Annotated in this window: 15 protein-coding genes; 11 read left to right on the forward strand and 4 right to left on the reverse strand. The window is 74.7% G+C overall.

Annotation, left to right across the window (positions count from 1 at the left end; genetic code table 11):
- Positions 1 to 174 precede the first annotated feature (174 nt).
- The 10 genes from MUK52_RS15800 (at position 175) to MUK52_RS15845 (ending at position 12328) form a co-directional block, all read left to right on the forward strand.
- Positions 175 to 1836: a protein kinase domain-containing protein gene (locus tag MUK52_RS15800; protein WP_114053309.1), complete on the forward strand. Its 1662-nt coding sequence runs from the start codon at positions 175 to 177 to the stop codon at positions 1834 to 1836.
- A 182-nt stretch (positions 1837 to 2018) separates the two neighbouring features.
- A complete protein-coding gene (locus MUK52_RS15805) occupies positions 2019 to 2783 on the forward strand; it encodes a hypothetical protein (protein ID WP_284577227.1) in 765 nt (254 codons plus the stop codon).
- A gap of 96 nt (positions 2784 to 2879) precedes the next feature.
- Positions 2880 to 3515, forward strand: coding sequence for a PadR family transcriptional regulator (locus MUK52_RS15810; protein ID WP_284577230.1), 636 nt, complete (start codon positions 2880 to 2882; stop codon positions 3513 to 3515).
- Positions 3516 to 3540: 25 nt separating this feature from the next.
- Positions 3541 to 4308 (forward strand): ABC transporter ATP-binding protein, encoded by a 768-nt coding sequence (locus MUK52_RS15815; RefSeq protein ID WP_284577232.1) that lies wholly within the window; start codon positions 3541 to 3543, stop codon positions 4306 to 4308.
- A gap of 86 nt (positions 4309 to 4394) precedes the next feature.
- Positions 4395 to 7115 (forward strand): FtsX-like permease family protein, encoded by a 2721-nt coding sequence (locus MUK52_RS15820; protein WP_114058358.1) that lies wholly within the window; start codon positions 4395 to 4397, stop codon positions 7113 to 7115.
- Between the two features lie 105 nt (positions 7116 to 7220).
- Entirely contained in the window at positions 7221 to 7760 is a 540-nt protein-coding gene (locus MUK52_RS15825; protein WP_284577235.1) for a bacterial proteasome activator family protein, read from the forward strand.
- A 243-nt stretch (positions 7761 to 8003) separates the two neighbouring features.
- Positions 8004 to 8879 carry an NTP transferase domain-containing protein gene (locus MUK52_RS15830; RefSeq protein WP_284577238.1) on the forward strand — a complete coding sequence of 292 codons (876 nt, stop codon included), beginning with the start codon at positions 8004 to 8006 and terminating at the stop codon, positions 8877 to 8879.
- Positions 8876 to 10210 carry a molybdopterin molybdotransferase MoeA gene (locus MUK52_RS15835; RefSeq protein WP_502963574.1) on the forward strand — a complete coding sequence of 445 codons (1335 nt, stop codon included), beginning with the start codon at positions 8876 to 8878 and terminating at the stop codon, positions 10208 to 10210. The genes MUK52_RS15830 and MUK52_RS15835 overlap by 4 nt, the downstream gene beginning before the upstream one ends.
- Positions 10198 to 11298 carry a potassium channel family protein gene (locus MUK52_RS15840; protein ID WP_114053303.1) on the forward strand — a complete coding sequence of 367 codons (1101 nt, stop codon included), beginning with the start codon at positions 10198 to 10200 and terminating at the stop codon, positions 11296 to 11298. Before MUK52_RS15835 ends, MUK52_RS15840 begins: the two co-directional genes overlap by 13 nt.
- Before the next feature lie 52 nt (positions 11299 to 11350).
- On the forward strand, positions 11351 to 12328 hold the full coding sequence (locus MUK52_RS15845; protein ID WP_114053302.1) for an NAD(P)H-quinone oxidoreductase: 978 nt from the start codon (positions 11351 to 11353) through the stop codon (positions 12326 to 12328).
- Positions 12329 to 12428: 100 nt separating this feature from the next.
- Here the strand turns inward: MUK52_RS15845 and MUK52_RS15850 are convergent, their stop codons facing one another.
- The 3 genes from MUK52_RS15850 to pdhA are packed head-to-tail and all read right to left on the reverse strand — an operon-like array spanning position 12429 to position 15900.
- A complete protein-coding gene (locus tag MUK52_RS15850; protein ID WP_284577245.1) occupies positions 12429 to 13769 on the reverse strand; it encodes a dihydrolipoamide acetyltransferase family protein in 1341 nt (446 codons plus the stop codon).
- Positions 13769 to 14737, reverse strand: coding sequence for an alpha-ketoacid dehydrogenase subunit beta (locus tag MUK52_RS15855; protein ID WP_284581716.1), 969 nt, complete (start codon positions 14735 to 14737; stop codon positions 13769 to 13771). The genes MUK52_RS15850 and MUK52_RS15855 overlap by 1 nt, the downstream gene beginning before the upstream one ends.
- 26 nt (positions 14738 to 14763) lie before the next feature.
- A complete protein-coding gene (gene pdhA, locus MUK52_RS15860) occupies positions 14764 to 15900 on the reverse strand; it encodes a pyruvate dehydrogenase (acetyl-transferring) E1 component subunit alpha (protein ID WP_114053299.1) in 1137 nt (378 codons plus the stop codon).
- Positions 15901 to 16110: 210 nt separating this feature from the next.
- On the opposite strand from pdhA, the gene MUK52_RS15865 reads away from it, so the two are divergent.
- Positions 16111 to 16668, forward strand: coding sequence for an Lrp/AsnC family transcriptional regulator (locus MUK52_RS15865; protein ID WP_284577248.1), 558 nt, complete (start codon positions 16111 to 16113; stop codon positions 16666 to 16668).
- A gap of 83 nt (positions 16669 to 16751) precedes the next feature.
- Here MUK52_RS15865 and MUK52_RS15870 read toward each other — a convergent pair whose 3' ends face one another.
- Positions 16752 to 18455 carry a PKD domain-containing protein gene (locus MUK52_RS15870; protein WP_162793087.1) on the reverse strand — a complete coding sequence of 568 codons (1704 nt, stop codon included), beginning with the start codon at positions 18453 to 18455 and terminating at the stop codon, positions 16752 to 16754.
- Positions 18456 to 18574 lie beyond the last annotated feature (119 nt).

Raw genomic sequence — 18574 nt, forward strand, 5'->3', positions numbered from 1 at the left:
GCTCCGATGAACGCTACAGCCTCCGCACACGTCGCCGTTCGGACAATGGCACGCCGTTGCCCCGCGGTCACGGAACGGGCACCTGGCTTGACGTGTGCTTGCCCTCCGGCAGACTGGGCCCGACATGCGCTCAGCCAGACGCGTCAGGACACACCCCGAGGGGAAGCAACAGTCATGAGCCAGGACGGCAATCAGGCCCGGTACGCGGGCGGATCTCTGGCCGGTGGCCGTTACCAGCTAAGGGATTTGCTCGGCGCGGGCGGCATGGCGTCCGTCTACCTGGCGTACGACTCGGCGCTGGACCGGCAGGTGGCCATCAAGACGCTGCACAGCGACCTGGGCCGCGAGCAGTCGTTCCGCGAGCGGTTCCGGCGTGAGGCGCAGGCTGTTGCGAAACTGTCGCACACCAACATCGTCTCGGTCTTCGACACGGGCGAGGGCGAGGTCGTCTTCCCCGACGGCCGGGCCGACGCGGCCGTCATGCCGTACATCGTCATGGAGTACGTGGAGGGCCGTCCGCTGGGCTCCGTGCTGGAGGAGGACATCCGCCAGTACGGGGCGATGCCCGCCGACAAGGCGCTGAAGGTGACGGCCGACGTGCTGGCCGCGCTGGAGACCAGCCACGAGATGGGCCTGGTCCACCGCGACATCAAGCCCGGCAACGTCATGATGACCAAGCGCGGCGTGGTCAAGGTGATGGACTTCGGCATCGCCCGCGCCATGCAGTCGGGCGTCACGTCGATGACGCAGACCGGCATGGTCGTCGGCACCCCGCAGTACCTGTCGCCGGAGCAGGCGCTGGGCCGCGGCGTCGACGCCCGCTCCGACCTGTACTCGGTCGGCATCATGCTCTTCCAGCTGCTGACGGGGCGGCTGCCGTTCGACGCCGACTCGCCGCTGGCGATCGCGTACGCGCACGTACAGGAGGAGCCGGTCGCGCCGTCCTCCGTCAACCGGTCCGTCAGCCCGGCGATGGACGCGCTCGTGGCGCGGGCCCTGAAGAAGAACCCGAACGAGCGCTTCCCCACCGCCGCCGCGATGCGCGACGAGATCGCGCGCGTCCTGGCGGCCGGGCAGACCGGCGCCCCGGCCATCGTCCCCGGCGCCCACACGGGCGGCAGCGGCGCGGGCGTCGGCTCGACCGTGTTCCCGCCGCTCGACCCGGGCCTCCAGGGACCGCCCGGGCACGCGGTGCAGCAGCCGTACGCGCCGACCCCGGCGCCCGCCCCGTACGCGCCGACGCCGCCGCCTGCGGCGATGGGCCAGGGCGGCTACGCCTACCCGCCGCAGCCGCAGACGGCCCAGGGCTATGCGCCGCAGACGCCTCCGCCGTTCGCCGGCTCCGGGCAGGTCGCCCCGGCCGCGTCCGGGGCGGGCGGCCGGAAGAACATGCCGGTCGTCGTGGGCGCGATCACCGTGGCGCTGCTCGCGGTGGGCGGGCTGGTCTACGCGATCTCCGGCAACGGCGAGCAGGGCGGCAAGGACGACCAGGCGACCGGCCAGACGGCGGGCGGCCAGGCCAGCCCCTCCGGCTCCGCCAAGGCCGGGCACAAGGGCCCGGACACGACGCGCACGATCGACCCGCAGAAGTGCAAGGAGCCCACCAAGCACTACAGCGACGCGACGAAGGTGATCGCGCCGGACTTCCGGTACAAGCACCTGCTCTCGGTGAAGGAGTGCATCCAGGCGGCGGGCTGGAAGTACAAGATCGAGAAGCGCGACGAGGCGGTCTACGGCGAGGACACCGTCCTCCAGCAGCTGCCCGAGGCGGGCGGCAAGGTCGACAAGGAGGGGACCGAGTTCACGCTGGTCGTCTCCACCGGCGACCCGCAGTAGCGCCTCCGGCGGAGGCCTGACGGGCCCGTACGGGGCCGTTGTGACGACACCGGCATCCCGGGCCACCCGTGTGGGGCGCCCGGGATGCCGCTTTTGTACCACCATGTGACTCTGGGCGGGACATCTCGGCCTCCTCCCGGGCTCCGTCCCGGGGGGACCCATGCGGACGGGAGGCGCTCGCCGTGCACCGACGCCGCGCATCGCACTGGGCGGCCGGGGCGGTCCTGGCCGCCGCGGCCGCCGTCTGCGCTCTCCCTGCCGCCCCGGGCGCGGAGGCGGCGGAGCCGGCCTCCGCCGCGGTGCGGCAGGACCCCGGGGAGGGCGCCGGCCCGAAGGCTGACGGCGCGGACGGCGCCCCTGAGGCCGGCGCCGGGGACCGGCGGGACGCGCGCGGGGGCCGGGGCGATCCGGAGGGCTGGGAGAACCTGGAAGGCACGGAGGACCGGGAGGGCCTGGAGGACCGGGAGGACGGCCGCCCCGGACCGGAGAGCCTCCCGGCGGAGCCGGAGGCCCGCCGCGAGCCGGTCGACCGGGATGAGCCGGCCGAGCGGAGCGGGCGCGAGCCCGGCGGCGACCGCAGCGGCGAGGACGCCGGCATGCGCGCCCAGCTGGCCGGCACCCCCGCCGGGGCGGGCCGGCAGCGGCCCGGGCGCCCCGCGGCCGAGCCGCCGAACCCGCGGACCGTACCGGCCTCCCGCCCCCTGCCGCCCGCGCCCGCGCGGCCCGTCCCGCACCCCCCGGCCCGCCCGCCGGACGCGCCCGACGCACCCAACGCACCCGTCCCGCCCGACGCGCCCGTCCCGCCCGCGCCGGTCACGGCACTCGGCACCGGCCCGAACGAGCGCGCCGCCGACCTGGCCGCCCACCTCCTGCCGCTCGGCACCGGATTCGCCCTGATGGGCATCGGCCTCGGCTGCCTCGGGGCGCGGCTGCGACGCGGGCAGTGAACCCGCCGCGGGTGCCGCGCCGGAGCCCGCCTCCCCCTCGGGGACTACGCCGGACGATGGTTGCGGCGCACGACATACTCGGTATACATACTGAGTATGTCGATCCGCCACGGACTACTCGCCCTGCTGGATGACGGACCCCGGTACGGCTCCCAGCTGCGTACCGAGTTCGAATCCCGCACCGGCTCCACCTGGCCCCTCAACGTCGGGCAGGTGTACACGACCCTCGCCCGCCTGGAGCGCGACGGCCTCGTCGCCCCCGGCGGCGAAGACCCCGCCGGCCACACCCTGTACGCCATCACCGAGGCGGGCCGCGCCGAGCTGCGCCTCTGGTACGAGCGCCCCGTCGACCGCACCAGCCCGCCCCGCGACGAGCTCGCCATCAAGCTCGCCATGGCGGTCGGCTCCCCCGGCGTGGACATCCGCGCGGTCATCCAGGCCCAGCGGCACGCCACGGTCAAGGCGATGCAGGACTACACCCGCCTCAAGGCGCAGGCCCTGGCCGCCCTGGAGTCGGGCGCGGCCCGCGAACGCGACGACGTGGCCTGGCTGCTGGTGCTCGAACAGCTCATCTTCCAGACCGAGGCGGAGGCCCGCTGGCTGGACCACAGCGAATCCCGGCTCGTACGGCTCTCCCTGACGGCCGACCGGAGAGCCGACGGGGACCCGCCGCAGGCCGCCGACCCCGCCACCACCCCGAAACCCCGCGCGTCCCACGCCCCGCAGCGCTGACGCCGCCACCGTCCCAGGGGGGACCATGCCCGACCCGCACCCGCACCCGCACCCGCACCCGCACACCGAACGACCCGTACTCCAGCTCCAGGACCTGGGCCGCACGCACGGCACCGGCGCCACCGAGGTGCACGCCCTGCGCGGCGTCGACCTGTCCGTCTACCCCGGCGAACTCGTCGCGGTCATGGGGCCCTCCGGCTCCGGCAAGTCCACGCTGCTCACCCTCGCCGGCGGCCTCGACATGCCGACCAGCGGACGCGTCCTCGTCGAGGGCACCGACATCACCACCGCGAGCCGCAGCCAACTCGCCGCCCTGCGCCGCCGCAGCATCGGCTACGTCTTCCAGGACTACAACCTCATCCCGGCCCTCACCGCCGCCGAGAACATCGCCCTGCCCCTCGAACTCGACGGGGTCCCGGCCCGCAGGGCCCGCACCAGCGCCCTGGCCGCACTCGACGAGATGGGGCTGCGCGCGACCGCCGACCGGTTCCCGGACGAGATGTCCGGCGGCCAGCAGCAGCGCGTGGCCATCGCCCGCGCCCTGGTCGGCGACCGCCGCCTGGTCCTCGCCGACGAGCCCACCGGCGCCCTCGACTCCGAGACCGGCGAATCCGTCCTCGCCCTGCTCCGGTCCCGCTGCGACGCGGGCGCCGCCGGCATCCTCGTCACCCACGAACCGCGGTTCGCCGCCTGGGCCGACCGCGTGGTCTTCCTGCGCGACGGCAGCGTCGTCGACTCCACACTGCGCAGCCACGCCGAATCGCTGCTGCCGGGTCAGGCGGGCGGCCGGTGAAGGCGTACCACTCCTGGGTCGCGGCCCTCCGCATAGCCCGGCGCGACGCCTGGCGCGCCAAGGGCCGCAGCTTCCTCGTCCTCGCGATGATCGCCCTGCCGATCATCGGTGTCAGCGCCGCGGACGTCACCCTGCGCAGCTCGGAACTCTCGCCCGCCGAGGAGGTCAGCCGCAAGATCGGCGCCGCCGACGCCCTGCTGACCTCCTCCGGCATCGGCGGCCCCATCTACCAGCGGCCCGACGGAGGCGGCTACACGGCCGTCTCCGACCACGCGTTCCAGCAGTCCCCCGAGCCCGGGGCGGACCACGCGAGGTCCGCGGTGCCGGCCGGATCCGAGGCCCTGAAGGTCAGCACCGGCCACACCAAGATCCGGAGCCGGTACGGGCTGCTGCAGACCGAGCTGCGCGAGGTCGACACGGCCAGCCCCCTGGTCAAGGGCATGATCGTCATGGACCGCGGGCGGGCACCCGAGGAGGCCGGGGAGGTCGTCGCCACCAACGCCTTCCTGGAGGCCTCCGGGCTCTTCGTGGGCTCGCAGTTCACCCCGCGCGGCTCCGCCACGTGGTACCGGATCGTCGGCGCGTACGAGCTCCCCTCCGACCTGCACAAGATCGAGATCACCGCCCCGCCCGGCACCCTGCTCACCCCGCTCGACAAGGAGCTGCGGGCCGCCGGGGTGCCCGGGGTGGTCGCCGACGACGCCTACCTGGTGAAGACCGGGCCGGGTGGTTTCACGTGGAACATGGTCAAGGAGGCCAACACCAAGGGCGTCCTGGTCCGCTCCCGGGCCGTCGCCCTCGACCCGCCCGCGCGGTCCGACGTCCCCCTGTACGCGCTGATGGACAGCACGGGCGAGCGCGACTTCGCATCGCTGCCGGCCAGCGAGACGGCCATCCTCGCCACCGTCGTCGGCCTCGCCATGCTGGAGATCTGCCTGCTCGCCGGCCCCGCCTTCGCGGTCGGCGCCCGCCGCTCGCGCCGCCAGCTCGGCCTCGTCGGCGCCAACGGCGGCGACCGGCGCCACATCCGGGCCATCGTCCTCTCCGGGGGCCTCGTCATCGGCGCCGCGGCCGCCGTCGTCGGCACCGCGGCCGGCATCCTCCTCACCCTGGCGCTGCAGCCCCTCCTGGAGGAGCGCATCGGCGTCCGCTTCGGCAGCTTCGACCTCCGGCCCCTGGAACTCCTCGGCATCGCCCTGCTCGCCGTCCTCACCGGCCTGCTCGCGGCCGTGGTCCCCGCGATCACCGCCTCCCGGGAGACCGTGCTGTCCTCGCTGACCGGGCGGCGCGGCATCCGCCGGGCCAACCGCGTCCTGCCCTTCGCCGGGCTCGCGGCCGTCGCCCTCGGCGCGGCCATCGCCCTCTACGGCGCGACCGCCGACGCGGGCGCCACCGTCGTCGCCGGCGGAAGCGCGCTCGCCGAACTGGGCGTCGTCGCCCTCACCCCCGTCCTCGTCGGGCTGTTCGGCCGGGCGGGGCGCTGGCTGCCGCTCTCGCCGCGGCTCGCCCTGCGCGACGCCGTGCGCAACCGGGGCCGCACCGCGCCCGCCGTGGCGGCCGTCCTCGCCGCCGTCGCCGGCACCGTCGCGCTGGCCACGTACCAGCAGAGCAGCGAGGCGCAGCAGCGCGCCGAGTACGTCGCCCAACTGCCTGCCGGCTCCGGCAAGGTGGAACTGCACGAGTCCGGGCACCAGAAGTCCATGGGGGCCGTCCGCCAGGCCGTGAGCCGGGAACTGCCCGTCTCCGTACGGGCGGACGTCGCCCATGTCCAGGTCGGCAAGCCCGGCTGCGAGCGGGTGACGGGACCGGGCGACTGCGGCCGGGCCCAGATCGTCCGGCCGAAGGACCAGCGCTGCCCGCTCTGGGAGGACGGGGCCCCCGAGTTCACCGCCGCGGAGGTCAGGAGGCTGCGCCGGGACTGGCGTTGCACCGTCTCACAGCACAGCTCGATGTACGAGCTGGTCGTCGCCGACGAGAAGCTGCTCACCGCGCTCGCCGTGACCGACCCGGGCACCGTCGCCGCGCTGAAGTCCGGCAAGGCCGTCTCCCTGGACCCGCGCGACGTCAAGGACGGCAAGGCCACCGTCCGGCTCATCACCTCCGAGGCGGAACGCACGTTCGCGGGACCGGGCGAGCCGCCCGGCGAGGACAAGGTGTTCGCCGTGCACCAGGCGCCCAAGGGCACCAACGGCTACGGCATCTCCGTGGTCCTGCCGCCCTCCGCCGCGCAGGCCGCCGGGCTCACCGCCCAGCCGTTCGCTTCCTACTTCACGCTGGAGGGACCGCCGACCGAGCGGCAGCGCCAGCAGCTGGCCGCCGAGATCGACCGGATCGGCGTGGAGGCGCCCGTGGCCATCGAGTCCGGCTTCGAGCCCGAGGACACCACGGCCATGCTCGCGCTGACCGTCTTCGCCGCCCTCGTCACCATCGGCGCCGCGGGCATCGCGACCGGCCTCGCGCAGACCGACGCCGAAGCCGACCTGAAGACCCTCGCCGCGGTCGGCGCACCCCCGCGGGTGCGGCGCACCCTCAGCGGCTTCCAGTGCGGCGTGGTGGCCCTCATGGGCGTCGCCCTGGGCACCGCCTCCGGCATCCTCCCCGCGGTCGCGCTGCGGCTCGCACAGCGGCGCGAGATCGCCGACATGGCGAAGGCGTCCGGGATCGGGGAGGAGGTGCCGTTCGTGCCGATCGTGCTGCCGTGGGACACCTTCGCGGCGCTCCTCGTCCTGGTCCCGCTGGGCGCGGCCCTGCTCGCCGCCGCGGTGACCCGGTCCGCGAGCGGGATCGCCCGGCGCGCCGCCGGCTGAGCCCGACCGGCCCGTGCCGCACGGCCGGTGCCCCCGTACAGGGTGGATCACGCCCGTACGGGGGCACACCGTGTGCGTACGCACGTGTGCGAGACAATGGCCGGCATGGAGATGCCGAGGAGTGAACGGTCGCAGGACAGTCCCCCGCACGTCCTGATCGTGGGACAGGACGGGATGGCGGTCGGCGGCGCCGATGACGAGTCGCGCGAGGTCCCGGTGACGGAGATGGTCGAACAGCCCGCCAAGGTCATGCGCATCGGCAGCATGATCAAGCAACTTCTGGAAGAAGTGCGCGCAGCACCTCTGGACGAGGCCAGCCGGGTCCGTCTGAAGGACATCCATGCGGCGTCGGTGAAGGAGCTGGAGGACGGCCTGGCTCCGGAGCTCGTCGAGGAACTGGAGCGCCTCTCCCTGCCGTTCACCGAGGAGACCGTGCCCTCCGAGGCGGAACTGCGGATTGCTCAGGCACAGTTGGTGGGCTGGCTGGAAGGCCTGTTCCACGGCATCCAGACCGCCCTGTTCGCACAGCAGATGGCCGCGCGGGCCCAGTTGGAGCAGATGCGCCGCGCGCTGCCGCCCGGCGGCCAGCACGACGACGAGGGCGACGGGCCGCACGGCGCGATCCGCTCCGGCCCCTACCTGTAGCCGGGCGGCGCCGCCGCCCCGGCCGTCCCTGCCGTACCGGCCCGCGCCGGGCGGTGCCGGCCCGTCCGCCGGCATCCCGCCCGGCGCGGGCGCGTGTCCGGGGCGGGCGGCCGGGGCGCGTGTCCGGGGCGGGCGGCCGGGGCGGGCGGCCGGGGCGGGCGGGAGCCCCGTCGGCAGGGGAGATCAGAGGGTCCGGCAAGTGCGGCTCCCGTCGCGGAACATGGTCCGCGCATACTCGTGGGCATGAGCTACGACGCGATCGTCCTCGCCGGCGGCGCCGCGCGGCGCCTCGGCGGAGCGGACAAGCCTGGTCTGCGGGTGGGCGGCCGCACGCTGCTCGACCGCGTCCTCGACGCCTGCCCCGACGCCGCGGCCACCGTGGTGGTCGGCGGGCGCCGGCCCACGGCCCGGCCCGTCTCCTGGACCCTGGAGAGCCCGCCCGGCGCGGGCCCCGTCGCCGCGCTCGACGCGGGGCTGCGGCACACCACCGCCGACACGGTCCTCGTCCTCTCCGCCGACCTGCCCTTCCTCGACCGCGGCACGGTCCGCGCCCTCCTCGGCCGCCTCGCCCCGACCGGGGATGCGGAGGGCGCCCTGCTGCGCGACAGCGCCGGGCGGGACCAGCCGCTCGTCGCCGCCTACCGGGCCGAGCCGCTGCGCCGCGAGATCGCCCTGCTGGCCGCCGAGCACGGAACCCTCACCGGTCTGCCGCTGCGGGCGCTGACCGCCGAACTGGTTCTGGCCCACGTGACGGATACTGGGCCACTCGCCTCGTTCGACTGCGACACCTGGGACGATCTCGCATCGGCCCGCGCCACGATCAGGGAGCATGGGAACGTGCTGGACCAATGGATCACCGCCGCCAAGGCCGAGCTCGGCATCGACATCGACGTCGACACCAAGGCCCTGCTCGACCTCGCCCGGGACGCCGCCCACGGCGTCGCCCGGCCCGCCGCCCCCCTGACGACCTTCCTCGTCGGCTACGCGGCGGCGCGCGCCGAGGCCGCGGGGGCCGACCCGGCCGCCGCCCTGGCCGAGGCTGTCCACAAGGCCGCCGCGCTCGCGCAGCAGTGGGCCGCCGAGGCCGGGGCCGGGGAGAACGGGGCGGCACCGCAATGACCCCCACGGACGCCGACCACGCCATGCGGGCCCTCGACGAGGCGCTCGCCCTGGTCAACCCCGCCCCCGCCGGATCGGGCGGGAGCGGCCCCGCCGGATCGGGCGGCTCCGGGGGCGGCGGGCACCGGGCCGCGGCCTGGCCGCAGGCCCGTGACGCCGCCGCCCGCGCCGGCGCCGGCGTCCGGCCGCGCACCCGCCGCGTCCCCCTCGCCGACGCCCTCGGCGAGGTCCTCTCCGCGCCCCTGGACGCCCTCACCGATCTGCCGTCCTTCGACACCTCCGCCATGGACGGATGGGCCGTCGCCGGACCGGGCCCCTGGACCGTCCGCGCCGACGGCGGCGTGCTCGCCGGCTCCGGGCGGCCCGAGCCCCTCGCCGACGGCGAGGCCGTGCGGATCGCCACCGGCGCCCGGATCCCCGCCGAGACCACCGCCGTCCTCCGCAGCGAGCACTCCCGCGAGGCCGGCGGGCAGCTCTACGCCGACCGGCCCGTCACCACCGGCCAGGACATCCGCCCCCGCGGCCAGGAGTGCCGCTCCGGCGACCTGCTGCTGCCCGCCGGCTCCCTGGTCACCCCCGCCGTCCTGGGACTCGCCGCGGCCGCCGGGTACGACGAGCTCGCCACCCGCCCCCGGCCCCGCGTCGAGGTGCTGGTCCTCGGCGACGAGCTGCTCACCGAGGGCCGCCCGCACGACGGCCTGATCCGCGACGCCCTCGGCCCCATGCTCGGCCCCTGGCTGGAGCGGCTCGGCGCCGAGGTCACCGCCACCCGCCGGATCGGGGACGACGCCGCCGGCGCCGAGGCGCTGCTGGAGGCGGTCACCGGCTCGGGGGCCGACGTCGTCATCACCACCGGCGGCACCGCCTCCGGCCCCGTCGACCACGTCCACCCGGTCCTGCGCCGGGCCGGCGCCGAGCTGCTCGTCGACGGGGTGGCCGTACGCCCCGGGCACCCCATGCTGCTGGCCCGTATCGGCGCCCCCGCCGACGGCCGGCACGTGGTCGGCCTGCCCGGCAACCCGCTCGCCGCCGTCTCCGGCCTGCTGACCCTCGCCGAGCCGCTGCTGCGCGCCCTGGCGGGCCGCCGCCTGCGGCCCCGCTACGGGGCCCCCGTCCAGGGCGACGTGCCGGGGCACCCGTACGACACCCGGCTCGTCCCGGTCCGGCTGACCGACGAGCACGCCGTACCGCTGCGCTACAACGGGCCCGCGATGCTGCGCGGCATCGCGGCGGCCGACGCGCTGGCCGTCGTACCGCCGCACGGTGCGCGGTCGGGACAGGACCTGGAGATCCTCGACCTGCCGTGGGTCTCGGGAGGATGTTTCACGTGAAACTGCACGGCCATGACGCCATGGCGCGGGCGGCGGACGAACAGCTCGTCTCACGCCGCATCAAACTGCCGCGCAGGGTGGTGGAGAAGCCGCTCCGGCAGGTCGCCAAGCGGCTGCTGATGGCGCTGTTCGTCCTGCTCCTGACGGTGCTGATCGTCTGGCTCGACCGGGACGGCTACCACGACAACGCGAACGAGACGGTCGACCTGCTCGACTGCTTCTACTACGCGACGGTGACCCTGTCGACGACGGGCTACGGCGACATCGTGCCGTACAGCGACAGCGCCCGCCTGATCAACATCCTGCTGATCACGCCGCTGCGCGTGCTCTTCCTGATCATCCTGGTGGGTACCACCCTGGAAGTGCTCACGGAGCGCACCAGGGAAGAGTGGCGGCTGAGCCGCTGGAGGAAAAACTTGCGCGAGCACACGGTCGTGGTCGGCTTCGGCACCAAGGGCCGCTCGGCCCTCCAGACACTGCTGGCCACGGGACTCCAGAAGGAGCAGGTCGTCATCGTCGACCCCAGCTCCAAGGTCATCGAGATCGCCAACTCCGAGGGCCTCACCGGCGTCGTGGGCGACGCGACCCGCTCCGACGTCCTGCTGCGCGCGGAACTCCAGAAGGCGCGCCAGGTCATCATCGCCACCCAGCGCGACGACACCGCGGTCCTCGTGACCCTGACGGCCCGGCAGATGAACCGCGGCGCGAAGATCGTCGCCGCGGTCCGCGAGGAGGAGAACGCGCCGCTGCTGCGGCAGTCGGGCGCCGACGCGGTCATCACCAGCGCGAGCGCGGCCGGGCGGCTCCTCGGGCTGTCGGTGCTGAGCCCCAGCTCCGGCGAGGTGATGGAGGACCTCATCCAGCAGGGCAGCGGCCTCGACATCGTGGAGCGGCCCGTGAAGAAGTCCGAGGTCGGCAAGGGGGTCCGGGAGACCGAGGACCTGGTCGTCAGCGTACTGCGCGGGCACCGGCTGCTGCCGTACACCGACCCGCACGCCAGTCCTCTCCAGCTGACCGACCGTCTGATCACCATCGTGCGCGCCGCCCCGCCGGCCCAGCCCCCGATCAACCTCGGCCCGACCGGCTGAGCACACCGCTGCACGGACCGGCCCGGGGCGGGGCTGGCGTACGCTCCGGGCCATGCATGCGATCACGATCGAGCAGCCCGGCGGTCCCGAGGCCCTCGTCTGGGACCGGGCACCCGACCCGGTGGCGGGCGAGGGAGAGGTCCTCGTCGACGTCGCCGCGAGCGCGGTGAACCGCGCCGACCTCCTCCAGCGGCAGGGCTTCTACGACCCGCCGCCCGGCGCCTCCCCCCACCCCGGCCTGGAGTGCTCGGGGCGGATCGCCGCCGTCGGGCCCGGCGTGTCCGGCTGGGCCGTCGGGGACGAGGTGTGCGCCCTGCTCAGCGGCGGCGGCTACGCGGAGCGGGTCGCCGTCCCCGCCGGCCAGCTGCTGCCCGTCCCCGCGGGCACCGACCTGGCGACGGCCGCGGCCCTGCCCGAGGCCGCCTGCACCGTCTGGTCGAATCTCTTCATGGTCGCCCACCTGCGCCCCGGCGAGACCGTGCTGGTGCACGGCGGTGCGAGCGGCATCGGCACCATGGCCGTCCAGCTGGCGAAGGCGGCCGGGGCAACGGTGGCGGTCACCGCGGGCGGCCCCGAGAAGCTCGCCCGCTGCAGGGAGCTCGGCGCCGACATCCTGATCGACTACCGGACGCAGGACTTCGCGGCGGAGGTGAAGGCCGCGACCGGCGGCGCCGGGGCCGACGTCATCCTGGACATCATCGGCGCCAAGTACCTCGCACGGAACGTCGACGCCCTCGCCGTGAACGGGCGGCTCGTCGTGATCGGCCTCCAGGGCGGTGTGAAGGCCGAGCTGAACCTCGGCGCACTGCTCGCCAAGCGGGCCGCGGTCGCCGGGACGACGCTGCGGGCGCGGCCCCGGGAGGAGAAGGCCGCGATCGTCGCGGCCGTACGGGAGCACGTGTGGCCGCTGGTGGCGGCCGGCCGCGTCCGGCCCGTCGTCCACACCGTGCTGCCGATGCGCGAGGCCGCCGAGGCCCACCGGCTGGTGGAGTCCGGCGCCCACGTCGGCAAGGTGCTGCTGGCCGTCTGAGCCCGCCGCGCACCGCGGGGGCCGGGGGCAGGGCGCGGCAGCGCGCCGGTCCGGGCGGTCTGACCCCCGCCCGGACCGGCCGCCCCGCCCGCGGGCGGGCCTACAGGGTGCGCAGCAGCACCGCCGGGTTCTCCACGCAGTCGGCGACGTACCGGAGGAAGCCGCCCGCCGTGCCGCCGTCGCACACCCGGTGGTCGAAGGTGAAGGACAGCTGCACGACCTGGCGGACGGCGAGCTCGCCCCGGTGCACCCACGGCTTCGGGGTGATCCGGCCGACCCCGAGCATCGCGGCCTCCGGGTGGTTGATGATCGGCGTCGAGCCGTCCACCCCGAACACCCCGTAGTTGTTCAGGGTGAAGGTGCCGCCCGTCAGGTCGGACGGGGCGAGCTTCCCGGTGCGCGCCAGCTCGGTCAGCCGCGCGAACTCCGCCGTCAGCGACTCCGCGCTGCGCTCGTGGGCGTCGCGGACGACCGGGACGACCAGGCCGCGCTCCGTCTGGGCGGCGAAGCCCAGGTGCACGGAGGGCAGGCGGACGATTTCGTTCGCCGCGAGGTCGACCGTGGAGTTGAGCTCCGGGTGGCGGGCCAGCGCCGCCGTGCAGATCCGGGCCAGCAGGGCCAGCACCGAGACCTTCGGGCCGCCCGCGGCGTTCATCGCCGCGCGCGCCGCCATCAGCTCGGTCGCGTCGGCGTCGACCCAGCAGGTCGCGTCGGGGATCTCGCGCCGGCTGCGCGAGAGCTTGTCGGCGACCGCGCCGCGCAGCCCCTTGAGCGGGATCCGCTCGGCGCCGGCCGGCGCCGCGGCGGCGGTCGCCGGAGCAACGGCGGGTGCGGCGGAGACGGCGGCCGGCGCCCGGAGCGCCGCCTCGACGTCCGCGCGCAGGATCAGGCCTTCGGGCCCGGACCCGGTCAGGACCCGCAGGTCGATCCCGTTGTCGCGGGCCAGCTTGCGCACCAGCGGCGAGATGACGGGCACCGGCCCGGCGGGCCGGACGGCAGGCGCGGCCGGAGCGGCCGCTGGGGCCGGAGGGGCCGCGGGGGCGGCGGGAGCGGGGGCCGGAGCCGCGGAGGCGGGTCGCACCCGCCTCCGACGCGCCGTGCGCGAGTGGTCCGTGCCGTAGCCGACCAGGACGTTGCCCGAACCGGACTCCTCCGGCTCCTGCACCGTGCCCGCGCCGGCCGCGTCACCCGCGCCCGCACCCACCGCCACCGTGATCAGCGGTGCTCCGACGGGGAGTTCCGTGCCCTCCTCCCCGAAGCGGGCGGTGACGACACCGCCGTAAGGGCACGGCACTTCCACCATCGCCTTGGCCGTCTCGACCTCGACCACGGGCTGGTCGACGGCGACGACGTCGCCGACCGCGACCAGCCAGCGGACGATCTCGGCCTCGGTCAGTCCCTCCCCGAGGTCGGGGAGCTTGAACTCCATCACCTGCGCCATCAGTCCTCCCACTGGAGGCGGGCCACGGTGTCCAGGATCCGGTCCACACCGGGCAGGTGGTGCTTCTCCAGCATCGGCGGCGGGTACGGGATGTCGAAGCCCGTCACACGCAGCACCGGCGCCTCCAGGTGGTGGAAGCACTTCTCCTGGATGCGGGCGGCGATCTCCGCACCGGGGCCGCCGAAGCCGTTCGCCTCGTGGACCACCACGGCGCGCCCGGTGCGGCGCACCGAGGCGACGACCGCCTCCTCGTCGAACGGAACCAGCGAGCGCAGGTCGAGGACCTCCAGGTCCCAGCCCTCCTCGCGCGCCGCCTCGGCCGCCTCCAGGCACACCGGCAGCGACGGCCCGTACGTGATCAGGGTGGCGCCGGTGCCGGCGCGGCGGACGAGCGCCTTGCCGATGCCGGGCACGCCGGCCGGGGCCTCGGGGTTCCAGTCGGCCTTCGACCAGTAGAGCCGCTTCGGCTCCATGAAGACGACCGGGTCGTCGCTGGCGATGGCCGCGCGCAGCAGCCCGTACGCGTCCTCGACGGTCGCCGGGGTCACCACGTGCAGCCCGGGGGTGGCCGTGTAGTAGGCCTCGGAGGAGTCGCTGTGGTGCTCGACGCCGCCGATGCCGCCGCCGTAGGGCACGCGGATGGTGATCGGCAGGGGCATCGCGCCGCGGGTGCGGTTGCGCATCCGCGCCACGTGCGAGACGAGCTGCTCGAACGCCGGGTAGGCGAACGCGTCGAACTGCATCTCCACGACCGGCCGCAGGCCGTACATGGCCATGCCGACCGCCGTGCCCAGGATGCCGGCCTCGGCGAGCGGGGTGTCCGTGCAGCGGTCCTCCCCGAACTCCTTGGCGAGCCCGTCGGTGATGCGGAAGACGCCGCCGAGGGTGCCGACGTCCTCGCCCATCACGTGCACCGCCGGATCCGCGGCCATCGCGTCGCGCATGGCCCGGTTCAGGGCCTGCGCCATCGTCGCGGGCTTCGCCGCCACCGTCGTCACGACTGCTCCTCCGCGTCGAGCTCGGCGCGCAGCATGTCCGCCTGCTCGCGCAGCCGGCCGGTCTGCTCCGCGTAGACGTGCGCGAAGATGTCCATCGGGTTCAGGACCGGGTCGGCGTTCATCCGCTCGCGCAGGTCGGCCGCCATCTCCTCGGCGGCGTCCCTGGCCGCCTGGACGGCCTGCTCGTCCAGGATCCCGCGGGCGGTCAGCTCGCGCTCCAGCAGTGCCACGGGGTCGTGCGCCTTCCATGCCTCGACCTCGGCGTCCCCGCGGTAGCGGGTCGCGTCGTCGGCGTTCGTGTGGGCTTCGATGCGGTAGGTGACGGCCTCGACCAGGGTCGGGCCGCCGCCCGAGCGGGCCCGCCGGACGGCCTCGGACAGCACCTCGTGGACGGCGGCGATGTCGTTGCCGTCGACCAGGCGGCCGGGCATGCCGTAGCCGACGGCCTTGTGCGCCAGGGTCGGGGCGGCCGTCTGCTTGGACAGCGGGACGGAGATCGCGAAGCCGTTGTTCTGGACGAGGAAGACCACCGGGGCCTTCCAGACGGCCGCGAAGTTCAGGGCCTCGTGGAAGTCGCCCTCGCTGGTGCCGCCGTCGCCGACCATGGCGAGCGCCACCACGTCGTCGCCGCGCAGCCGGGCCGCGTGGGCCAGGCCGACCGCGTGCGGGAGCTGGGTGGCGAGCGGGGTGCTGAGGGGGGCGATGCGGTGCTCGCGCGGGTCGTAGCCGGTGTGCCAGTCGCCGCGCAGCAGGGTCAGCGCCTGGACGGGGTCCAGGCCGCGCGCCACGGCCGCCAGGGTGTCGCGGTAGCTCGGGAAGAGCCAGTCCTGCTCCTGGAGGACCAGGGCGGCCGCGATCTCGCAGGCCTCCTGGCCGACGGTGGAGGGGTAGACGGCGAGCCGGCCCTGCCGGGTCAGCGCGGTGGCCTGCGCGTTGTAGCGGCGGCCGCGGACCAGTTCCGCGTGGCAGCGGCGCATCAGGTCGGCGTCGAGCTTCTCCGCGGCCGGGGTGCCCAGCACCCGGTACGGCTCGGGGTCCGGGAGCAGCGGAGCGGCGTCCGTACGGGGCCTCCAGGCGGGCGGCGGGGTCGACCGGTGGGACGCACCTGCGCCGGGCAGCTCTTGGACCGTCATGGCGGCGTACACCTCCTCATGGGAAGCGGGCTGGGGTACCGCCCAGCGGGTGGGCTGGGGGAGGGGCGCGGCCACGGGTGTGAGGCGCCTCACCAACCGATTGTTCGGTCGATGGCGCAATTTGGCTACAGGCGGGTGCAGGCTGTGGACAAAGTGGCGCCGGGGCCCTGGGATGGATGCAGGACGTCCAGGACAGGGAGGCAGTGGGCAATGCCGGATGAACAAATGGCCGCAGCGGGATCCGCACCCGCCCCGGCCGGAGGTGCCGCTCCCGCCCCTCAGGCCCCTCCCCGCCCACTGGACCCGATCGACCGCTCGATCATGCGGCTGCTCCAGGCGGACGGACGGGCCTCCATACGGTCGGTCGCCGAGCAGGTGCACGTGTCCCGGGCGAACGCCTACGCCCGCATCAACCGGCTCATCGACGACGGCGTGATCCGCGGGTTCACGGCGCGCGTCAACCACGAGCGGGCGGGCCAGGGCGCCTCCGCCTACATCACGCTGAAGATCGTGCAGAACTCGTGGCGGACGGTCCGCGAGAAGCTCCGCGAGCTGCCGGGCGCGGCCCACATCGCGCTGGTCAGCGGCGACTTCGACGTCCTGCTGCTGGTCCACACGCCCGACAACCGCACCCTGCGCGAACTGGTCCTCACCCGCCTCCAGGCGATCCCGGAGGTGCTCTCGACGCGCACCCTGCTGGTCTTCGAGGAGACCGACCTGCTCGATGCGGGCCCCGGCGGCGGAGCCCGGGCCATCGCGGAGGAGTGACCGCCCCGCCGGTCCTGCACCGGACACGGCGGCGCCCCGGAGGCGGCCTCGCGGGCCTGCCTCCGGGGCGCCGTTTCACCGGGTCACTTCGTCTCGTAGTACCCGAACATGTCGACGATCAGGTCGATGTCGCCGAAGCTCTGGTTCCAGAGGTCGATGGTGCCGTTGGTGCCGCCGGAGCTCGCCTGCACCAGGTTCGGGACCGTCTTGCCCGGCGTGAAGTTCAGCGACGAGGACCGCGGCGGGTCCTGCCAGACGGCCGTGTTGTCGAAGTAGGACGCCGGCGAGTTGACGTCGGGGGCGACGGAGAGGAAGCCGCTGTCGCGGGTGTTGGTCACCGTCGTGTTCAGCACGTACCCGGCGATGCCCGGCTCCCCGTGGGAGATGTCCATCCAGATGTAGTCCTGGCCGGGCAGCGGGCCGCTGCCCCACTCGCGGGTGTCCAGGCGGCGGTGCGGGGTGGTGGCCATGAAGGCGCCCGAGCTGTCGGGGCTGTAGTAGCCGACCACGTCGACGATGACGTCGACGCCCGCCCAGGCGCCGTTCATGACGCTGATCCGGCCGTCGGAGCCGACCGGGACGATCACCGAGTTGGCGACCGTCTGCCCGGCCGTGAAGTTCACGTTCGAGGTGTTCGGGGCCGCCTGGCCGCTCGGGTAGACGGTCAGGTGGCCGGCCTCGCGCGGGGCGGTCGCCGTCACGTTCAGGGCCACGGCGGTGGCGTTCGAGGGCACGTACAGGCCGCCGAGCTGGGTGGAGAAGCTGGCCCGGCCGGCGACCTGGCCGCGCGGCGCGCCGAGGCCGGAGCGGGTGTCGACGGTGCGGACCGGCGTCATCGGCGTGAAGCCGCTGGAGGCGCTGCGGCTGAAGTAGCCGGTGACGTCGGCGATGAGGTCCACCGCCTCCCAGCCGCCGTTGTACAGCTCGACGGTCCCGTCCTTGCCGACCGGCACGATCACCATGTTCGGGACGGTCTGGCCCGCCTCGAAGTTGAGGTTCGAGGTGGTCGGGCGCTTGCCGCCGCCGGGGAAGGCGGTGACGTGGCCGCCCGTGGCGGTGTTGGTGACGGTGACGTTCAGGGCGACCGCGGTGGCGCCGGCCGGGATCTTCGCGTTCCCGGCGATCTTCACCCGGGTGGAGGTGTAGGGCGCGACCTTGCCGCCGCCGGTACGGGTGTCCAGCAGGCGGGTCGGTGTGTGCGGGGTGAAGTCCGAGCCGCTGGTCGAGAGCGGGACCTCGTTCACGACCTGGGCGTTGTTCGCCGCGTCGGTCACCGTCACCTTGACGTTGTACTCGCCCACCTCGGCGTAGCGGTGCTCGCGCTTGACCTCCAGGCCGGGCAGGCCGTCGGCGGTCTCGACGGTTCCGTCGCCCCAGTCGAAGGTGACCTTGAGGGTGGTGCCGGGGGCGCTGATGATCGCCGCCTGCAGCTCGACGCCGTGGGCGGTGGTGGTGCGGCCGTTCAGGACGACGGCCAGCTCCTCGTTGGCGGCGGGGGCGGGCTCCGCCTGCGCCGTGGCGTCGGACTGCGCGGTGGCGCCGGCCTCCGCACCTGCTCCCGCTTTGCCCTTCGTGCCGGGCAGGGCCTTGCGGACCGACCGCTCGGCCGGGCTGTGGAAGGTCTTGGCCTCGGGCTTGGCCAGCGGGCCGGCGTCCACGCCCCCGGCAGGCCCCCCCTTGGCCGCGGGTCGGACGGGAGCGGCCTGCGCCGCTGCGGGCACCAGGACCGTTCCGAAGCTGGCCGCCGCAACGACGGCAGCGGAGATGACAAGACGGCGGTTGCGCACCGGCCCCCCATGATGATTTTTGAACGCGCTCAGGATCGAGTCGGGCCCAGCGTACATGCCGCCGAGCCCTGTTGATCGCACAATTTTTCGGCCAAAAACCGCAGGCCAGGACGGAAGGA

The organism is Streptomyces sp. 2P-4, assembly GCF_030167965.1.
GTDB lineage: Bacteria > Actinomycetota > Actinomycetes > Streptomycetales > Streptomycetaceae > Streptomyces > Streptomyces globosus_A.

Excerpts from the sequence above, each read along its gene's own strand:
- MUK52_RS15800 (WP_114053309.1), top strand. The coding sequence starts at position 175 with ATGAGCCAGGACGGCAATCAGGCCCGGTACGCGGGCGGATCTCTGGCC.
- MUK52_RS15810 (WP_284577230.1), top strand. The coding sequence starts at position 2,880 with ATGTCGATCCGCCACGGACTACTCGCCCTGCTGGATGACGGACCCCGG.
- MUK52_RS15815 (WP_284577232.1), top strand. The coding sequence starts at position 3,541 with ATGCCCGACCCGCACCCGCACCCGCACCCGCACCCGCACACCGAACGA.
- MUK52_RS15820 (WP_114058358.1), top strand. The coding sequence starts at position 4,395 with ATGATCGCCCTGCCGATCATCGGTGTCAGCGCCGCGGACGTCACCCTG.
- MUK52_RS15825 (WP_284577235.1), top strand. The coding sequence starts at position 7,221 with ATGGAGATGCCGAGGAGTGAACGGTCGCAGGACAGTCCCCCGCACGTC.
- MUK52_RS15830 (WP_284577238.1), top strand. The coding sequence starts at position 8,004 with ATGAGCTACGACGCGATCGTCCTCGCCGGCGGCGCCGCGCGGCGCCTC.
- MUK52_RS15835 (WP_502963574.1), top strand. The coding sequence starts at position 8,876 with ATGACCCCCACGGACGCCGACCACGCCATGCGGGCCCTCGACGAGGCG.
- MUK52_RS15840 (WP_114053303.1), top strand. The coding sequence starts at position 10,198 with ATGTTTCACGTGAAACTGCACGGCCATGACGCCATGGCGCGGGCGGCG.
- MUK52_RS15845 (WP_114053302.1), top strand. The coding sequence starts at position 11,351 with ATGCATGCGATCACGATCGAGCAGCCCGGCGGTCCCGAGGCCCTCGTC.
- MUK52_RS15850 (WP_284577245.1), bottom strand. The coding sequence starts at position 13,769 with ATGGCGCAGGTGATGGAGTTCAAGCTCCCCGACCTCGGGGAGGGACTG.
- MUK52_RS15855 (WP_284581716.1), bottom strand. The coding sequence starts at position 14,737 with ATGGCGCAGGCCCTGAACCGGGCCATGCGCGACGCGATGGCCGCGGAT.
- pdhA (WP_114053299.1), bottom strand. The coding sequence starts at position 15,900 with ATGACGGTCCAAGAGCTGCCCGGCGCAGGTGCGTCCCACCGGTCGACC.
- MUK52_RS15865 (WP_284577248.1), top strand. The coding sequence starts at position 16,111 with ATGCCGGATGAACAAATGGCCGCAGCGGGATCCGCACCCGCCCCGGCC.